This is a genomic window from Gloeocapsa sp. DLM2.Bin57, assembly GCA_007693955.1.
Taxonomy (GTDB): domain Bacteria; phylum Cyanobacteriota; class Cyanobacteriia; order Cyanobacteriales; family Gloeocapsaceae; genus Gloeocapsa.
Map to the genome: position 1 here is coordinate 1 of RECR01000116.1, position 17,925 is coordinate 17,925.

At 37.3% G+C, this 17,925-nt stretch carries 13 protein-coding genes; 10 read left to right on the plus strand and 3 right to left on the minus strand.

All coding sequences use genetic code 11. From position 1 onward, the window contains the following. The first annotated feature begins 205 nt into the window (after positions 1-205). The 4 genes from glyQ (at position 206) to EA365_15230 (ending at position 6,792) form a co-directional block, all read left to right on the plus strand. Positions 206-1,090 carry a glycine--tRNA ligase subunit alpha gene (gene glyQ / locus EA365_15215; protein ID TVQ42418.1) on the plus strand — a complete coding sequence of 295 codons (885 nt, stop codon included), beginning with the start codon at positions 206-208 and terminating at the stop codon, positions 1,088-1,090. A gap of 70 nt (positions 1,091-1,160) precedes the next feature. Continuing rightward, a complete protein-coding gene (gene gcvH / locus EA365_15220; protein TVQ42419.1) occupies positions 1,161-1,556 on the plus strand; it encodes a glycine cleavage system protein GcvH in 396 nt (131 codons plus the stop codon). 305 nt (positions 1,557-1,861) lie between these two features. Further along, positions 1,862-4,759 carry a glycine dehydrogenase (aminomethyl-transferring) gene (gene gcvP, locus EA365_15225; GenBank protein TVQ42420.1) on the plus strand — a complete coding sequence of 966 codons (2,898 nt, stop codon included), beginning with the start codon at positions 1,862-1,864 and terminating at the stop codon, positions 4,757-4,759. A 134-nt stretch (positions 4,760-4,893) separates the two neighbouring features. Further along, entirely contained in the window at positions 4,894-6,792 is a 1,899-nt protein-coding gene (locus EA365_15230) for a GTP-binding protein (protein TVQ42421.1), read from the plus strand. Positions 6,793-6,796: 4 nt separating this feature from the next. Here EA365_15230 and mgtE read toward each other — a convergent pair whose 3' ends face one another. Further along, positions 6,797-8,197 (minus strand): magnesium transporter, encoded by a 1,401-nt coding sequence (mgtE, locus tag EA365_15235; GenBank protein TVQ42422.1) that lies wholly within the window; start codon positions 8,195-8,197, stop codon positions 6,797-6,799. A gap of 124 nt (positions 8,198-8,321) precedes the next feature. Here mgtE and EA365_15240 point away from each other — a divergent pair, with 124 nt between their 5' ends. The 3 genes from EA365_15240 to EA365_15250 all read left to right on the plus strand — a co-directional run bounded on the left by EA365_15240 (position 8,322) and on the right by EA365_15250 (position 10,589). Continuing rightward, positions 8,322-8,603: a hypothetical protein gene (locus EA365_15240; GenBank protein ID TVQ42430.1), complete on the plus strand. Its 282-nt coding sequence runs from the start codon at positions 8,322-8,324 to the stop codon at positions 8,601-8,603. 6 nt (positions 8,604-8,609) lie between these two features. Continuing rightward, positions 8,610-10,049 carry a DEAD/DEAH box helicase gene (locus EA365_15245; protein ID TVQ42423.1) on the plus strand — a complete coding sequence of 480 codons (1,440 nt, stop codon included), beginning with the start codon at positions 8,610-8,612 and terminating at the stop codon, positions 10,047-10,049. Between the two features lie 165 nt (positions 10,050-10,214). Then, positions 10,215-10,589: a hypothetical protein gene (locus EA365_15250; GenBank protein TVQ42424.1), complete on the plus strand. Its 375-nt coding sequence runs from the start codon at positions 10,215-10,217 to the stop codon at positions 10,587-10,589. Here the strand turns inward: EA365_15250 and EA365_15255 are convergent. After that, a complete protein-coding gene (locus EA365_15255; protein ID TVQ42425.1) occupies positions 10,586-11,767 on the minus strand; it encodes a peptidylprolyl isomerase in 1,182 nt (393 codons plus the stop codon). The genes EA365_15250 and EA365_15255 overlap by 4 nt on opposite strands. 40 nt (positions 11,768-11,807) lie before the next feature. Then, positions 11,808-12,653: a prolipoprotein diacylglyceryl transferase gene (locus EA365_15260; protein ID TVQ42426.1), complete on the minus strand. Its 846-nt coding sequence runs from the start codon at positions 12,651-12,653 to the stop codon at positions 11,808-11,810. A gap of 89 nt (positions 12,654-12,742) precedes the next feature. Between EA365_15260 and EA365_15265 the strand changes: the two genes are divergently transcribed. From EA365_15265 to EA365_15275, 3 genes are all read left to right on the plus strand, one after another. Further along, the gene (locus EA365_15265) at positions 12,743-14,338 is read left to right on the plus strand and encodes an NACHT domain-containing protein (protein TVQ42427.1); all 1,596 of its coding nucleotides are present in this window, start codon (positions 12,743-12,745) and stop codon (positions 14,336-14,338) included. Beyond that, the gene (locus tag EA365_15270) at positions 14,319-15,629 is read left to right on the plus strand and encodes a hypothetical protein (protein ID TVQ42428.1); all 1,311 of its coding nucleotides are present in this window, start codon (positions 14,319-14,321) and stop codon (positions 15,627-15,629) included. The genes EA365_15265 and EA365_15270 overlap by 20 nt, the downstream gene beginning before the upstream one ends. 481 nt (positions 15,630-16,110) lie before the next feature. Then, positions 16,111-17,793, plus strand: a complete 1,683-nt coding sequence (locus tag EA365_15275) for a DUF3352 domain-containing protein (GenBank protein TVQ42429.1) — start codon at positions 16,111-16,113, stop codon at positions 17,791-17,793. Positions 17,794-17,925 lie beyond the last annotated feature (132 nt).

Here is a 17,925-nt window from a genome sequence, read left to right on the forward strand (position 1 = left end):
CCTCAACCGCGCATTTACTAATCTATCTCTTTTCTTAGGCTTTGTCAACCCTTTTTTGAAAAAAAACTGAAAAAATTTTTTGACCTAGCTTGAATCCTAGACAGGGCAAGACTTTTAAAGATTTGACAATCTTAGTTTTTTTTATGTACCTACTAAAATATATGATCTAGTAAAGACTAAATATATTTTGGCAAGGAAAATCTAAGTGTCTAAACATTTTCAAAACATAATTCTTGATCTACAAAAATTCTGGAGCGATCGCGGTTGTTTATTAGCTCAACCCTACGATACGGAAAAAGGTGCAGGTACAATGAATCCTCATACCTTCTTGCGGGCTTTAGGTAGTGATCCCTGGGCTGTGGCTTATGTTGAACCCTGTCGTCGCCCTACGGATGGACGTTATGGGGAAAATCCTAACCGTTTTCAACACTATTATCAGTATCAAGTTTTGATTAAACCCTCTCCTGATAATATCCAAGAAATTTATCTGGATTCTCTGAGGGTTTTAGGGATTCATCCTGAAGATCACGATATCCGTTTTGTGGAAGATAATTGGGAATCTCCTACTTTAGGGGCTTGGGGTGTTGGTTGGGAAGTTTGGTTAGATGGCATGGAAATCACCCAATTTACCTATTTTCAACAGTGTGGAGGTATTGACTGTCGCCCTGTGTCTATAGAAATTACTTATGGGTTGGAACGTTTGGCTATGTATCTCCAAAACGTGGATTCGATTAATAAGATACGCTGGAATGACCAAGTTACCTATGGGGATATCTTTTTACAAAACGAGATTGAACAATGTACCTATAATTTTGAAGCTTCTAACCCCGATTTACTATTTAATCTATTCACACTCTATGAACAAGAAGCAGAACAACTAATTAATAAGGGTTTAGTCATGCCTAGTCTTGATTATGTGCTTAAATGTTCTCATAGCTTTAATTTACTAGATGCTCGTGGCGTGATCGCTGTGGCTGAAAGAACTAGATATATCGCTAGAATTAGACATTTAGCCCGACAAGTTGCTCAATTGTATATTGAACAACAAGAAAATTTAGAAATTCCTGCCTTAAGCTATTCTCAAGATTAGTAATATCTAGAGTAGCAGATTATCTAAAATGCTAGTAAACTAAGTTTTGCTATTACTTGAGGATTGTTTTATGGAACTAGAATATCCTGATGACTTAAAGTACCTCGATACTCATGAGTATATTCGTTTAGACGGTGAAATCGCTACCATTGGTATCACTTCTTTTGCTATTGATCAACTAGGAGATATTGTTTTTCTAGAATTACCCGATCAAGGGGAATCAATTACAGCAGGAGAAAAATTTGGTACAGTTGAATCAGTCAAAGCGGTTGAAGACCTTAACGCACCTATATCGGGAACTATTATAGATAGAAACGAAACTTTAATAGAATCACCCGAACTCATCGCCGATGATCCCTATGGTGAGGGTTGGTTATTAAAACTTAGAGTAGATGATCCTGATGAGGAATTAACTGAGATTTTATCAGCTGATGAATATCGTGCTCAAGTAGAAGGAGATGATTAAGAAGAGATTTTCTGATTTTTCTGGAAAGGATCGGATACACTTCTAAATACTTTGTTACAAATTGACAATCCCCATCCTAAATGGGTGGGGATTCTTGGTTCAATATTATTTTGGTTGAATTGTCTTATTTCCTAAACTAGCATCTTAATACTTGACTTTTTAGCTTAAAGTATTTTAACATAAATTAATAAAAATGTATTGCCTTCCTAAAGCAAGAGATTTTAAACCCAATCTTCTGATCAAAAATTAAGGCGTCAGAAGATTCTGATGTCTTAATGTAACTTTATTTTAGTGCTGTAAAAACTATGAATATAGCTGTCCGTCAAAATCTTTCTACAGATAGTCAAAATCATGATTCTTTTGCTAGACGACATATAGGACCAAATGCTCAAGAAATCGAGCAAATGCTCAAAGTCATTGGCTTTTCTAGTCTAGAACAACTAATTGAGCAGACTATTCCTAGTTCTATTCAGCTTGAGAATAACATAGAGTTACCCCCAGCTCAAAGTGAAGCTAATGCTTTAGCAGAATTGAAAGCGATCGCCAGTAAAAATAAAGTTTTTCGTTCTTTCATCGGCATGGGCTACTATAACTGTTATACCCCTGGTGTGATCCAAAGAAATATTTTAGAGAATCCAGGTTGGTACACAGCTTATACTCCTTACCAAGCAGAAATAGCCCAAGGAAGACTAGAAGCTTTACTCAATTTTCAAACCATGATTATCGACTTAACGGGGTTAGAAATTGCTAACGCTTCTCTATTAGATGAAGGAACAGCAGCAGCTGAAGCCATGAGTATGAGTTATGGTTTAGCTAAAAATAAAGCTAATGCTTTTTTTGTCTCTAATACCTGTCATCCCCAAACCATAGAAGTACTCAAAACTCGTGCTAACCCTTTAGGAATAGAAATTATTATCGGCGATTATCGTCAATTTGACTTTGAAAAAGCAATTTTTGGGGCAATTTTACAATATCCCGCTACCGATGGGACTATTTACGACTATAGAGAATTTATTCAAAAAGCCCAAGCAAGCAAAGCTTTAGTAACTATCGCCGCTGATCCTTTAAGTCTGACTTTACTAACACCCCCAGGAGAATTAGGAGCAGATATCGCCGTAGGAAGTACTCAGCGTTTTGGTGTTCCCCTAGGGTATGGAGGACCTCACGCAGCCTATTTAGCGACGCGTAAAGCTTATCAGAGAAGTATTCCAGGGAGAATCGTAGGAGTATCCAAAGACGCTCAAGGCAAAAGAGCACTACGTTTAGCATTACAAACCAGAGAACAACATATCCGTAGAGATAAAGCTACCAGCAATATCTGTACAGCACAAGTATTGTTAGCGGTAATGGCTTCGATGTATGCTATTTATCATGGTCCTGAAGGGATCAAAAATATCGCTAAAAGAGTACATCAATTGACCTTAATTTTGGCAGAGGGATTAAAACGTCTAGGCTATAAATTAGATTCAGAGTTATTCTTTGATACAATTACCCTAGAAGGTAATGCCGCAGATTTAATCACTAAAGCCGAAAAACATCAGATTAATTTACGCTACCTAGCAGCAGATAAAGTAGGAATTAGTCTAGATGAAACCACAACCATTGCTGATGTAGAACAGTTATTACTCATTTTTGCTCGAGAAGCAACATTACCCTTTACTCTAGAAGAGATAACCGTCAGTGATTCTATACCTGAATCTTTAATCAGAACTAGTGCTTATCTCACCGAAGCAGTATTTAATCGCTATCACTCAGAAACAGAGTTATTACGCTATATACATCAACTAGAAACCAAAGATTTATCATTGAATACCTCGATGATTCCTTTAGGATCTTGTACGATGAAGCTAAACGCTACAGCAGAAATGATTCCTGTTACTTGGGCAGAATTTGGTCAGATTCATCCTTTTGCACCTCTATCTCAAACTCAAGGTTATCAAATCCTCTTTGCACAATTAGAATCTTGGTTAGCAGAAATCACGGGTTTTGCTGCTGTATCTCTACAACCTAACGCTGGTTCTCAAGGAGAGTACGCAGGCTTACAAGTAATTCGCCAATATCATCTCTCTCGGGAAGACGATCAACGTCATGTTTGTTTGATTCCCGAATCAGCCCATGGCACAAACCCTGCTAGTGCGGTTATGTGTGGCATGAAGGTAATACCTATTAAATGCGATCGCCAGGGAAATATAGATATCGCAGATTTAGAAGCTAAAGCCACTAAACACAGTGAAGAGTTAGCAGCTTTAATGGTAACCTATCCCTCCACTCACGGCGTATTTGAAGCAGAAATCGTGCAAATTTGTGAGATTATCCATAATCACGGTGGACAAGTCTATCTCGATGGTGCGAATATGAACGCCCAAGTAGGGTTATGTCGTCCTGGAGATTATGGCGCTGACGTCTGTCATTTAAACTTACATAAAACCTTCTGTATTCCTCACGGTGGAGGAGGTCCAGGCGTAGGTCCTATTGGTGTAGCTGCTCATCTAGCACCTTTTTTACCAGATCCTTTATTAAATTTCCCTCTCGAAACAGACTCGGTGAATAGTCAATCAATAGGAGCGATCGCCTCGGCACCTTGGGGAAGTGCTAGTATTCTGACGATCTCCTGGATGTATATAGCCATGATGGGAACATCTGGTTTAAAAGCAGCGACACAGGTAGCTATTCTCAACGCTAATTATATGGCTCATCGTCTCAAAGACGCTTACCCAATTCTCTTTACTGGTAAATCTGACTTAGTAGCTCATGAATGTATCATTGATTTACGTCTAGTCAAAAAATCAGCGGGTATAGAAGTAGATGACATCGCCAAAAGATTAATGGACTATGGTTTTCATGCTCCTACCGTTTCCTGGCCCGTAGCGGGTACAATGATGATCGAACCTACAGAGAGTGAATCCAAAGAAGAATTAGACCGTTTCTGTGACGCTATGATTAGTATTCGTCGCGAAATAGAAGCGATCGAATCAGAGAAAATCGATAGTCATGATAATCCCCTAAAAAATGCTCCCCATACCGCAGAATTCTTACTAACTTCTGTTTGGGAACATCCCTACTCTCGGGAAGAAGCAGCTTATCCCGCACCTTGGACAAGAGAGTATAAATACTGGCCTACGGTTAGTCGTATTGATAATGCCTATGGTGACAGAAATCTAGTCTGTTCTTGTCAAGGTATGGAAGCTTACCAAGATGCTTAAATAATCTGAGTTAGGGGTTAGGTATTAGGTGGAACGGTAGAACGGTGTTAGTTGCTATTTTTTCTAGACATTGTACTACTCTTGCCTCTTGCCTTTTCCCTTTTCCCTTCTCCCTAATCTCCCTTATTTGAACAATGAAACAACTAAAAATATGGCAATGGATAGTACTCGCAATACCAGTAATAACAGTCATTAGCTTTATCTTATACGCAGCTAGTGCCTCTATTCATCGTTGGGGTGTTAATTGGATTTGGGCTGTATTTATACTTATTTTCCTCTTGTGGCGTTGGTTATTAGTCAAATGGACTAGTAGCAGAATAGCAGAATTAGAAGGTATTGTTAATCAGATTAAAACAGATATAGCTGATAGTCAAATTCAAAGTACTAATCCACCATCAGGAGAAGATAAACTAACTCAAGTACAAACCGTACTCAAAGAAGTCTTAGAAGCTTCTCTCACAGATCCGCCTATTTGGCAAGACAGTAATCCTTTTTGGGGACGTTGTCAACAATTAATCGTAGGTATAGCTAATATTTATCATCCCGAGGTTAAATATCCTTTTCTGAATATCTATATTCCCCAAGCCTATGGTTTAATGAGAGGAACGATCGATGATTTAGATCTCTTGATGGCAAAATTAACACCAGCACTTAATCAAGTAACTTTAGGACAAGCTTATCAAGGTTATGAAATTTATCAACAATTTTCACCATCAGCGCGTAAATTATGGCAAGCTTGGAGTTGGGGTCAATGGTTATTAAATCCCGTCACTGCTTTAACTAAACAAATGAGTAAAAAATATACCGAACAAGCTAATCAAGAATTATTAGTTAATCTAGGTCAATTATTAAAACAAGCTATTCTCTCTAACCTCTGTCAAAAAACCCTACAACTTTACAGTCAAGACACCTTACTAGATTCAGCTAAACAATTAGAACTTGCTCCCGAAAAAAGCCAAACGATTCGAGAAGTCTTAGAAACGGTTCAACCCGAAACTAAAATTGAACAACAAGAGTTAAAAATTCTCTTAGTAGGGAGAACAGGTGCGGGAAAAAGTAGTTTAATTAATACTATCTTCCAAGCAGAATTAGCCCAAGTAGATGTTTTACCCTCAACCGCAAAAATTGAAAATTATCAATGGAATACACCAGAAGGAGAAAAATTAATTCTCTGGGATAGTCCAGGTTACGAACAAGTAAAAGGGAAAGCCTATACTGAAGAAGTATTAGAATATGCTAGTACCGCTGACTTGTTATTATTAGTAAATCCCGCTTTAGATCCTGCTTTACAGATGGATGTAGAGTTTTTAAATCAGTTACCATCAGATAATCGAGTCCCAATTATTATGGTAGTAACTCAAGTAGATCGCTTACGTCCTATCAGAGAATGGAATCCCCCCTACGATTGGCAACAAGGAAACCTTCCTAAAGAAATAGCTATAAGAGAGGCGATCGCCTATCGTCGTGAATCTTTAGCTAATTTAGTAGAGAAATTTTATCCCGTAGTCACCACAGACAAAACCAGTCATCGGGAGAGTTGGGGAATAGAGAAATTATCCCTAGAGATTATGGAATCTGTACCCCCAGTCAAAGAATTACGTCTAGCGAGATTTTTACGCGATCGCGAAGCTCGTATTACTGCTTGTACAAAAGTCATCGATAAATATATCTTTCAGATGTCTAGTATAGAAGGGTTAGCAGCTTTACTCAAGAGTCCTATTCTCAGTTATATCAGCACTTTATCTACAGGTTCACCACAACTAGGTTTATTACTTGCTCAACAAATACCTGTGGAACAACTACCCGTAGTAATTGGTAAGTTACAATTAGTTTATGAATTATTCCAGTTATTAGAAGAACCAGGTAGAAACCTAGATTTAATGATTATTTGGCCCTTATTGTTAGATCAAAGTGCTAGTAATGAAACTACAGCTTGGTCTCTTGGTAAAGCTTTAATTGAATATTGGACTACAGATTGTTCACCAGAACAATTAAAACAAAAGTATCAGGATTATTTATTAGAAGAGAGATAACAATCTAATTGTTGAGTAAGAATATTTTAGCGACATTAAAGTAAATCAAAATCCCCAAAATATCTACAACAGTAGTAATAAGAGGTGCTGACATTAAAGCAGGATCAAAACCCATAGCATTGAACATAAAGGGTAACCCTGCACCAGTAACCGCAGCAATCATAGTAATGGCGAATAAACTTAATCCCACAGTGATACCTACACCAGGATCTATACTAGTAAAAAAGGACATAAAGAGCAACACCCCAACAATAACCAAAATCCCCAAAATTATCCCCAATAATCCCCCACTAATTAACTCTTTGATGAGTACTTGCATTGGCGTTTTATTTTTAAGTTCATCTGTACTCAAACCTCTAATTACTACTGTAGAAGATTGAGCACCGACGTTACCTCCTGCGTCTATTAGTAAGGGAGTAAAAAAGGCTAAAGCGACCACTTCTTCTAAGACAGCTTCGTAATTACTCATAATAAATACAGTAGCTGAGTTAGTCAATAGTAAGATTAACAACCAAGGTATGCGTTTTTTGACTATTTGAAAGAAATTATTATCAAAGTAATTATCTCCTTCAGATTGAACCGCACCCATTCTATAGATATCTTCGGTAGTTTCCTCTTCTAAAATATCGAGAACATCATCAATTGTGACAATACCAACAAGATTTTCCTCTTTATCAACGATAGGTAAAGCAATTAAATCATAACGTTGGATAAGTTTAGCTACTTCCTCTTGGTTAGTATCTGTATAAGCATAGACAATATCACTATTCATGATTGTCTCTAAACTCTGATCAAAAGGAGTAACAATTAAATCTTTAAGAGAGATAATTCCGACTAGTTTTCTCTGGTTATCCGTGACGTATATATAATAACTTAACTCTGATTTATCGATATAACTTTTAATTTTTTCTTGGGCTTGAATAATAGTTAAATCTTTTTTCAGAGCAATATATTCGGGAGTCATTATTCTCCCTGCAGTTTTCTCAGTATAACCCAATAAAAGTGCTGTCGCTTGACGTTCTTCTGGACTTAATTGGGAGACTAATTTTCTAACAATCTTGGGTGGTAATTCATCAAATAACTTAGCTCTTTCATCTGGTGAGATATGTTCAATGATTTCTATTTCTTCTTGATCTTTAAATTGTTCAACCAGAAATTGTTGTACTGTAGTATCTAAATATTCATAAACTTCGATCGCCTCTGCTTTTTTAAGGAGACGAAAAGCGATGAGTTGTAGAGAAGGGGGAAGCATTTCGATTGCTTCAGCTATATCTACAGACCTTACGGGTAATAATAATGCTTTAGCACCCTCGTAGTTTTTTTGTTCTAATAAGATTTGTAGTTGATTCTTGATTAATTCTCGCAGCTCACTACGTGAACCAGAGGGAATAGTTAACTCGTTCATGGTTTCTTCCTCCTACTCATAATTTTTAGCTTTAGCTTAACTATAAATTCTCATTAAATCAACATCTACTTTACCCGTTAAGTTAATTCAGGTTATATTTATTCTACTGACTAAAGTGGTTAATATTATGTCTAATGGACAAAAACTAGAACAATACACTCTCTTACATCCCCAAGAAGTCTTGATCGTCACTATCGAAGTAGATCAAATCCAGGAACAAATAGTTATTTATAAAGGGTTTTCTAGTTCTCTTACCAGTCAGACTGCTTTTGATCCTGATATACCAGTTATTCCTGTTGATGCTAGAATAATCAATATCGATCGCTTAGAAGCACCCTATCAACCTGATACACCTCGTTATCTACAAAGGGGGTTAACTTGGGAGCAAATGCAAGAATTATTATAAATCATCATGGGGCGTTTGCCAAAACTATATTATCAACGAGGCACTTTAATCCTACATCCACCCCCAAGGGGTAAAGTGTGGCTAGACTTTGCTACTTGGGACGATCGCGTAGAAAAATTTCGAGTACCTGCTATTTATTATCGTTCCCTGGTAGAATCTCTTCAAGCAACAGAAACACCCTTTATCGACGAAGCGAGTCAATTTACCAGTTTAGAATTAACCTCTTGTCTAGAAATTACCCCCTATCCTCATCAAACCGAAGCTATTAACGCTTGGAAACAACAGGGGAGAAGGGGTATAGTGGTTTTACCCACAGGAGCTGGCAAAACTTATATAGCACAATTAGCAATACAAGATACACCACGTTCTACCTTGATTGTTGTACCAACCCTAGATTTAATGCAGCAATGGTACGCCAAAATAATAGCGATGTTCCCTGATATAGAAGTGGGGTTACTCGGTGGAGGTGAGTGCGATCGCACTCCTATCTTAATCGCCACCTATCATAGCGCAGCTAATCAGATACAGTATTTAGGCAATCTCTACGGGTTATTAATTTTTGACGAGTGTCATCATTTACCCACACAATTTTTTCGAGTTATCGCAGAAGAAGCGATCGCTCCCTATCGTCTGGGTTTAAGCGCTACTCCCGAAAGAAGTGACGGTAATCATCGAGATTTAGAAACTTTAATTGGTCCTGTTATCTATCGTAAAAGTGTCCAAGAATTAGCCACAACTGCTTTAGCTGATTATAAAATCGTCCAAATCAAAGTTAAATTATCCCAACAAGAGAGCCAAAAATACGCACAAGCCTTAAAAATCCGTAATGATTTCCTTCGTCAGTCCAATATCTCCCTAAATAATCTCAATGGTTGGCAATTATTCATTAAAGCTAGTGCTAGCTCAAGCGCAGGACGTCGCGCGATGTTAGCTCATCGAGAAAGTAAAGAAATTATCGCAGCAACCCCGAGTAAATTAAGAATGCTCGCTGATTTGATTACTCAACATTACCCCGAATCTATATTAATTTTTACCAATGATAACGCTACGGTTTATCGAATCTCTCAAGAATTTTTAATTCCGTCGATAACCCATCAAACTCCAGTTAAAGAACGTCACGCTATTTTAGAACGTTTTCGCTCAGGAGAATACAAAACCTTAGTCACTTCTCACGTATTAAACGAAGGAGTTGACGTTCCTGATGTCAAAATCGCTATTATTATCTCAGGGACAAGTTCTACTAGAGAATATATTCAGCGTCTTGGTCGCATTTTACGCAAAAGTAAACAATCTCAATTAGCGATTCTCTATGAAATAATTGCAGCTAATACTAGTGAAGAAAGTGTCTCTCAACGCAGGAGTACAGATAAAGTAGATATTTATACAATGCAACCACGACCTCAACTTAAAGCAGCTGAACAGAAATCTCTCTGGAATGAGGAGTAGAGGAGTTCGGGGTTAGGGGTTATTCCAAATGCGCGAATTAAGAATTAAGAATTAATTATTTTTTCGCACATTCTACATTGTTCATTCCTCTCTCTCCCTTCTCCCCTCTCCCCCTCTCTTCCCTATAAGTTAAAATTTATAAAGACTTAAATCATCAATCAACATATGCTCAACGAAATCATACCCTGGTCATTTTCCTTAGATAAAGTAATTATCGCAGGTACTTCTCTCTGGGCTTTAGCGTTATATTTAGGATTTGGTTCACTCAGAGAATGGGTAACCCAACAGTTAAATCGCTGGTTCAATTTTGCTGAGCGATCGCTTTATATCTCAGTTAGAGAATTTGAAAAAACCCGTCAAGCTAGAGAAGCACAAAACGCCTTTTACGCTTCTCTATTTAGTATTATCCCCTTTTTAATTCTAGGAGGCTTAATGAACTATGGAGTTAACGTCAGTCTCGGTCAAAGTTGGGGAATTAGTGTAGGTATTCTCGCTTGTGTAGCTTCTGGGGTTTATGACTTAGGACGCAGAAGTACTTAAATAATCCTAATATCACTTACACTCAGTTCGGGACTACCTATTAATCTAGCGATTCGTCTCGAACCTCTATCACCACTACCATCGGGATCATAACTGAGTACACCATCGGTTGGATCGTAAATAATGCGTTGTAATCGGTTAGAAGGTTCAGAACCAACATGAAAACGTCCTGGAAGTAATCTACCTGGATTGAGATTGCGATCGAGATCTGCTAAAGGGATTAAGATTAAATCTTGATTCGGTTCAAAATCCATAATCGCAGCATACCCATCTAAACCAACCACAAAGCGATCGTTTCCGGGTCCTCCTATTAAGCGATTTCTGCCTGATCCTCCGTTGAGATAGTCGTTTCCTCCACCTCCAATCAAGGTATCATTACCAGGACCTCCAAAAAGGCGATCGCTACCTCTACCACCTCGCAATAAATCATTACCAGGACCACCAATCAGGGTATCATTACCATTACCCCCATCAATAACATCGTTACCCTGTAATCCCAAAATGCGATCGTCAAAAGACGTTCCTGTGAGAGTATCATTCCCTCTTGTACCAGTAATTAACATCGAATCAATCTCGACAACTTCTACATCAGATATTTGCGCAGCTTTAGCGCGAAACTCCTCTGGAGATAGATCTTCTTCTGTGGAGATATCCTCAATCTGTTGGATTACCTCAAAACCTTCTACTACCTCACCAAAAACAGCGTAAACACCATCGAGAAACTCTAACCTATCTAGGGTAAAATAAAATTGTGTTGAAGCCGTATCAGGTGCGTCAGCTCGCGCCATAGCGATTACACCTTGTTCGTGCTTTAACAGGGGTTCTACCCCTTCAGGTAAGACTTGATTATATACTGGTCTATCTGCACCTTCGGGTTTAATTTCTAGAGGTATATTGCGTCTTTCTCCTGTAACTGGATCAATAAAACCACCCGTACCCAATACTTGAAAAGGTGTATCAGGATCTGCACTCTGGGGGTCTCCTCCTTGTGCGACAAATGGTTGAGGTTCACTAATAACGCGGTGAAATAGGGTGTTTTCATACACTCCACGATCTACTAAATCAACAAAATTACCTGCGGTAATCGGAGCATTATTACCATCAACTTCAATTATTACAGGCTCTCCATTAATCGCCATAGAAATGGTTGCTTTACCCTGGAGTGCGATCGTTGTCATGTTTCTATCCCTTAAGTTTGAGCTTACCTATTATACTCAATCAATCTTGTTGAATTTGAGGATTTTTAGAGACATCGGGTAAAGACAATTTTAAAAAATATAACCAAATTAAGCCGAAAATACCTAAAGCGATCGCTCCTAAACTAACAACTTGAGCGATACGTAATGGTCCTAACATCAAGCTATCAGTACGTAACCCTTCAATCCACACCCTACCACTACTATAAGCGATTAAATAGACTAGAGCAATTGTTCCCACCTTTAAACGTGATGAATGTTTTAAACCCCAAAAAAATAACCACATCAATAAAGCAAAAACCCCCAAATTCCACAAAGACTCATATAAAAACGTGGGATGAAAATACTCATACTCTAGATAATTGACAGGACGATTAACAGGAGGTATATATAACTTCCAGGGTAAATTAGTGGGGGCGCCAAAAGCTTCCGAATTAAAGAAATTACCCCACCTTCCGATCGCTTGACCTAAAATTAATGAAGGAGCAACTATATCTACTAATTGCCAAAAAGACACTCGATTAAGGCGAGCAAAAATCATTGTAGCTAGTGTACCACCGATTATCGCTCCATGAATAGCGATTCCTCCTCGCCAAATCGCCACAATTTGTCCTGGATTAAGGGCGTATTCTTGCCATTTAAATAAAACGTAATACATACGAGCCATGGGTATAGAGGCGATTATCAACCAAATCACCAAATCTCCGATTAATTCTGGTTTTACCTGTCTTTTTTTGGCTAAATATTGTGATAAATTAACCCCAATCAACACAGCAGTAGCGATTAACAAACCATACCATCGTATCGTAAGTGGTCCTATTTCCCAAATAATTGGACCCGGGGATTGAAATTGCCAAGCTAAAAGCATAAACGATAACTCCTACTCTGAGTGATATTGTGCCAAAATTGAGAATATAGATAACTATGATCTAGGTCCTGAAGAGAGAAAGCCAAGCAATGTTATGGAACAGTAATGCTAAGTTTCAAGAATCATATTATAAGACATTGATTGCCGCTTATCGCACTCACCTAGTACAGGGTTCAACGGATTTAGGACGAATTACTCTAGAGCTAGACAAGGTTTATATTTTACCTCATTTAGTGGTTAAAAATCCCACAGAAGTTTCCTCAGCATTAATTCAACAACAAGATACTATCTCATCTCTCTCCATTTGGGATTTCTTAGCTAAAATCGAAACAGAGCCCACTTATCGACGGATACTTTTATTATCTGCTCCAGGTACGGGTAAAACCATACTCTTAGAATACTTAACCTTGACATACGCTCAAGGTAATCAACGGGAAGAATACGAAAAAGCTCCTAAATTAATCCCGGTGCTGTTATCCTTGCGTCAAATTCGCAAATTAATTATTAATAACCTTGATATTACTATAGCTCAAATTATTACTACTGTTATTAAAAGAGAATCTAGTCTAAAATTAGATCCCTCTGTAGAATGGTTTGAACAGAAATTAAGCTCAGGAAAATGTCTAATAATGTTAGATGGTTTAGACGAGATTGTCAATGCTAGTGAACGTCGCAGCGTTGGGAAATGGTTAGACGAACAAATGGGGTTATATCCAGAAACTTGTTATATTATTACATCTAGACCCTATAGTTATTTAAATTATCCGTTAAAAACAACGACTATTTGTTTAGAAATTCAACCATATAAATCTCAAGATATTAAACAATTTTTAGAGCAATTTTATTTAGAAAAAGAATTATTTAAACAAGCTCATTTAGAGGGAAATTTAATTAAACAACAAGCTCTAAAAAAAGCGATACTTGTTCATAAAGTTATCACTACCTATCCCCCTTTTGCTTTAATGGCGTCTAATCCTCTCTTATTAACTTTTATGGCTTTTTTTGCGGAAAACCCTAGCTTGATACTAAAAAAACGAGTAGAATTGTATAAAGAAATATGTAGATTGTTACTAATAAATAGACCTAAAGCTAAAGGAATTCCTAGTTTATATAACCTAGAAAGTAAACAAATACAGTTGATTTTACAAAAATTAGCTCTAGAGTTAATGTGTCAGCATAAAGTCCAATTTACTCTAGAAGAAGGAGCAACAATTATTAGTGAATCTTTTCTAGCTATAGTTGAAGCTAAAGAAGCTCCAATACAATTTTTACAATATCTGGAAAATGTCACAGGATTAATTCAAAAGGTCTCAGCTAAACTCTATCAATTTATTCATCTTAGTTTTCAAGAATATTTAACAGTAGCTGAGATTAAACTAACTAATCAAGAACAGATTTTAATCAATAATATTGACCAACCTTGGTGGAGTGAAGCAATTCGTCTCTATGCAGGAAGTAAAGATACTAGTAAAATTATTCTAGCAGCTTGGAATAAGAGAAATTTTGTCACCCTTAATCTAGCTTATGATTGTTGGGAAGAAGGAGAACAATACAATGTAGAGTTAAAAAAAAGAATCGAAAACTGGTTAGATGCAGCTTTAGAATCTAACGATCCTGATATTGCTCGTTTAGCAGCAAAGGTGTACTTATCAAGGCGATTAAAATATGTCGTGGCGTTTGATTAATAGTAATTGTGAAATTGATACTGACTTAATTACTTGTGCTGAATATCAATTGTTTTTAGAAGAAACACATAGTAATCGGCAACCCTTTCATTGGGAACATACCCATTTTCAACCAGGTATGGCTAAATTACCGATCGCAGGGATTAAACCTGAAGACGCGATCGCCTTTTGTACTTGGTTAAATGAGCAAAAATTCGATACATTTAAATATCGGTTACCGACTTTAACAGAAGCCAATCAAAGTATCATTACAGAATCTATAGGCTATTGGTGTAAAGAAGCAGAAAATTTTGTTATTGGTGGAATTAGTCAGCAACAATGGCAAATTTGGCAAGGGACTTATGCTCATTCTTTAGAGTTTAGTTGTCTTCAAGACTGCGTTGATGGGTTGATTTTTCTGTTAGAGTCCATCTCTAAATTAGATATTGATTTAATCCTTACTATCGATCGCTCTCAATTTTATTCCCAAAAATATAGTTTAACTAATAATCGGGTTCGCGCACGCAATCACTCTCTGAAAAGAATTAGGGAACAAATAAGACAATCAGCCAGAGATTTAGTACAAGAATTAAATAGAGTCCAAGCTTTTGGGGTAGAAATTCAACAACAACTGATTATCGAACAAAACCAGATTTTTCAACGTTTACGGGAATTAGCAGCGCAATTAGAACGTAATTTAAGCTTTGATTCAGATGTAGTATTAGACTTAGATGTAGTGCGAGATATCGATATTGGCTTAAAAGAAGAATTAACCACAGAGTTAGATTTAGCCCATTATTTAGCTACTTATCGTGAACGGTTATTACTGCAAACCCGTAATTTTGCTAGTTTATTAACAGGAGATTTAGTCTCGGAATTGACCAAGTCTCTCTTAAATAACCAAGATTTTCAACAATCCGTTAATAGTATAGCGAGTTTAGAGTTGAAACAGGTAACTCATTTAACTAGAGAGTTAGAACAAGCGATCGCTTTAACGAGATCACAACACCAACAACGTCAAAAACAGATTGAATTAGCTATGGACTGTTTAAAATGTTTTCTAGTGCAAAATAATCATACAGTAGCTCGTTATTGTTTGTTATTGATTAGCGCTTGTTGGTATTGGCTCTCTCAAATAGATTATACTAATAGTAACCTGTCTAACAAAAAGTCTAAAAAGTTACAACAAGAATATTATGAGCAACAAGAAAAGGTATTGAAGGTATATAGTGCTTTTTTACTTTTAGAACAACGAAAAACAGGAAAAATCCCCCCTTGGGAAGGTATAAGATTAGTGAGAGTCAAAATTTAGAGTTAAACCGATAAAAAGCGAGGTTAGCCATCTATTTTAACGAATGGTAGTCGAGCGATCAGGGTTTTAACCCGTTGTGTCCATAATCATGTTATTATTTATTTTGTGAGTAAGAACAAGGTTGGTCATGTTGATATTTTGCTAGTAATGGTGTAATCCCAGCCAGTAAGAGACGGAGATATATATATTCTTACGACTATGGAACAGGCGAGCAACACAGCAAAAAGTAGTGATTTCTAGCTTTAATTAAGTACAACCACTCTTGACAAGCCATGATAACCTCAAGTAAGTCCACAGTTTGGTAATTATTATTGTCAAATCGAGGGATGTAGGTGTCGGTTGAAGGGCACCAAGTTAGGTGAAAATCTCATAAGTTAACAAGGGAAGAGGTGGATTTATCCAGTCGGAACTTGACGACTAGAATCCATGATTTGAAAATCATGGTTACTTCAATAGAGTGGAATTTATCAGAAAACATTAGATGAAACTACGTTCGGTTATTCTAACTATAGTAGGAGCGATCGCTATTATCTTGATCGCCGTCACTAGTTTTAATTGGATTGTCAATCGCAGTGTCTTACAACTCCTAGAAGGAGGAGTAGATCAACAACCTTCTGCTGCGGTTTTTGTACCTCGACAAGCACCAGTAATGGTATCTTTATTAGTCAACCCTGAGCGTCTCGAAAGTCTAGTCAAGCTTAAATCACCCCTAGGAAAAGGGCGTCAAGGACAAAAAGAATTACAACAAATCAAACAGGGTTTATTAGCCAATTTTGGTCTAGACTATGACCAAGACTTAAAGGATTGGTTAGGAGAAGAAATAACTCTAGCGGTGACTTCCGATGATTTTGATCGTAATCCTGATAACGGTCTTAAACCTGGTTATTTATTAGTAGCTACCGCTAAAGATGCAGAGCAAGCGCGCTCGTTTCTCCAAGCGTCTTACTCTAAAAGAGCTTTATCAGGTACAACTGATTTAGTCTTTGAGCAATATAAGGGCAATAATATCATCTACCAAAGACCTAAATTACCCTTAACAGAAACTAATATAGCAGCGAGTGCAGTAGTGGGAGAATACGTCTTATTCGCTAATCATCCTAAAGTGCTCAAGGATGCGATTAATAATGTTCAAGCAACTAATCTGAGTTTGCCAAACAATCCTAATTATCAACAAGCTGTTAATTCTTTAGTAGATCCTCGCATTGGGGTAATTTATCTGAATCTTCCGGCCTTCTCAGCTTGGGTGAGTAAACAACCCTTTACAGATACACCCCAAGTAGATAAGTTACTCACTGCGACAATTTCCCTCAAACCAGAAGGATTAATCGCCCAAACTGCTGTATTAGGAATGAATGAAACTAACCTGGAGAATCAGTTATTACCTCAAGGGGTAGGAGCTTTGAATTATTTGCCCCCAGAAAGCGTAGTAGCGATCGCCGGAAGCAATTTAAACGAGCTTTGGATATCTTTAACTAGTGAAGATTCCCCAGACAATAACAATACTTTTAGTCCGATTTTAAAACCAATTCTAGAGAACTTAGTTACAGCTTTCCCAGAATTAGACTTACCCCAAGATATTTTTAGTTGGGTGCAGGGTGAATACGCTCTTGGGTTATTACCTCTACCAGGAAAAAGAACTAATGACTGGATTTTCATCGCCCAAAAGGTTGATAATGTTGATTCTCAAGCAGCAATTAAACGTCTAGATGATTTAGCCTTAGCTCAAGGCAACAGCGTTAGTAATATTCCTATTTTTGACCATAATACTGTAGTTTGGTCGCGCTTAAGTCAAGCTAATCAATCCCTTAATAATTCTTTTCGTCTCGATACTCAAGTGAAAGGAGTTCATACAACCATAGGTAATTATGAGATTTTGAGTTCTTCTCTAGAAGCTCTTTCTCAGGCTCTGGCTGCGGTAGAAAATCCTTTAATCAAGAGTGAGGATTGGTTACAAATTGTTAATTCGCTCCCTTCACCTAATGAGGGTTATGTTTATCTAGATTGGCAAACCGGAGGAAAAACTCTCAGAAAACAGTTTCCTCTATTACGTGTAGTGGAATTATCTGCTAAACCATTGTTTGAACATTTACACTCTTTAACTCTCACTAGCTTAGGAAGTGAAGATGGGGTTAAACGGGCTACTATTTTGTTTAATTTAATGTAAGATGCTATTTATCTCTATGTGACATACTCCTACACCGAATCAAAGATTATGGTGTAGGCTTCTTATCTTTCACCTTAAGAGATGATTGACCGTTTTTGAGTGAGGCGATGCCCATCCCCACTTTTTTAATTA

What these genes read in the sequence shown, in the direction of transcription:
- EA365_15245 (TVQ42423.1), top strand. Translation starts at nt 8,610, where the DNA reads ATGGGGCGTTTGCCAAAACTATATTATCAACGAGGCACTTTAATCCTA.
- EA365_15275 (TVQ42429.1), top strand. Translation starts at nt 16,111, where the DNA reads ATGAAACTACGTTCGGTTATTCTAACTATAGTAGGAGCGATCGCTATT.
- mgtE (TVQ42422.1), bottom strand. Translation starts at nt 8,197, where the DNA reads ATGAACGAGTTAACTATTCCCTCTGGTTCACGTAGTGAGCTGCGAGAA.
- EA365_15255 (TVQ42425.1), bottom strand. Translation starts at nt 11,767, where the DNA reads ATGACAACGATCGCACTCCAGGGTAAAGCAACCATTTCTATGGCGATT.
- EA365_15230 (TVQ42421.1), top strand. Translation starts at nt 4,894, where the DNA reads ATGAAACAACTAAAAATATGGCAATGGATAGTACTCGCAATACCAGTA.
- gcvH (TVQ42419.1), top strand. Translation starts at nt 1,161, where the DNA reads ATGGAACTAGAATATCCTGATGACTTAAAGTACCTCGATACTCATGAG.
- EA365_15260 (TVQ42426.1), bottom strand. Translation starts at nt 12,653, where the DNA reads ATGCTTTTAGCTTGGCAATTTCAATCCCCGGGTCCAATTATTTGGGAA.
- gcvP (TVQ42420.1), top strand. Translation starts at nt 1,862, where the DNA reads ATGAATATAGCTGTCCGTCAAAATCTTTCTACAGATAGTCAAAATCAT.
- EA365_15270 (TVQ42428.1), top strand. Translation starts at nt 14,319, where the DNA reads ATGTCGTGGCGTTTGATTAATAGTAATTGTGAAATTGATACTGACTTA.
- EA365_15265 (TVQ42427.1), top strand. Translation starts at nt 12,743, where the DNA reads ATGTTATGGAACAGTAATGCTAAGTTTCAAGAATCATATTATAAGACA.
- EA365_15250 (TVQ42424.1), top strand. Translation starts at nt 10,215, where the DNA reads ATGCTCAACGAAATCATACCCTGGTCATTTTCCTTAGATAAAGTAATT.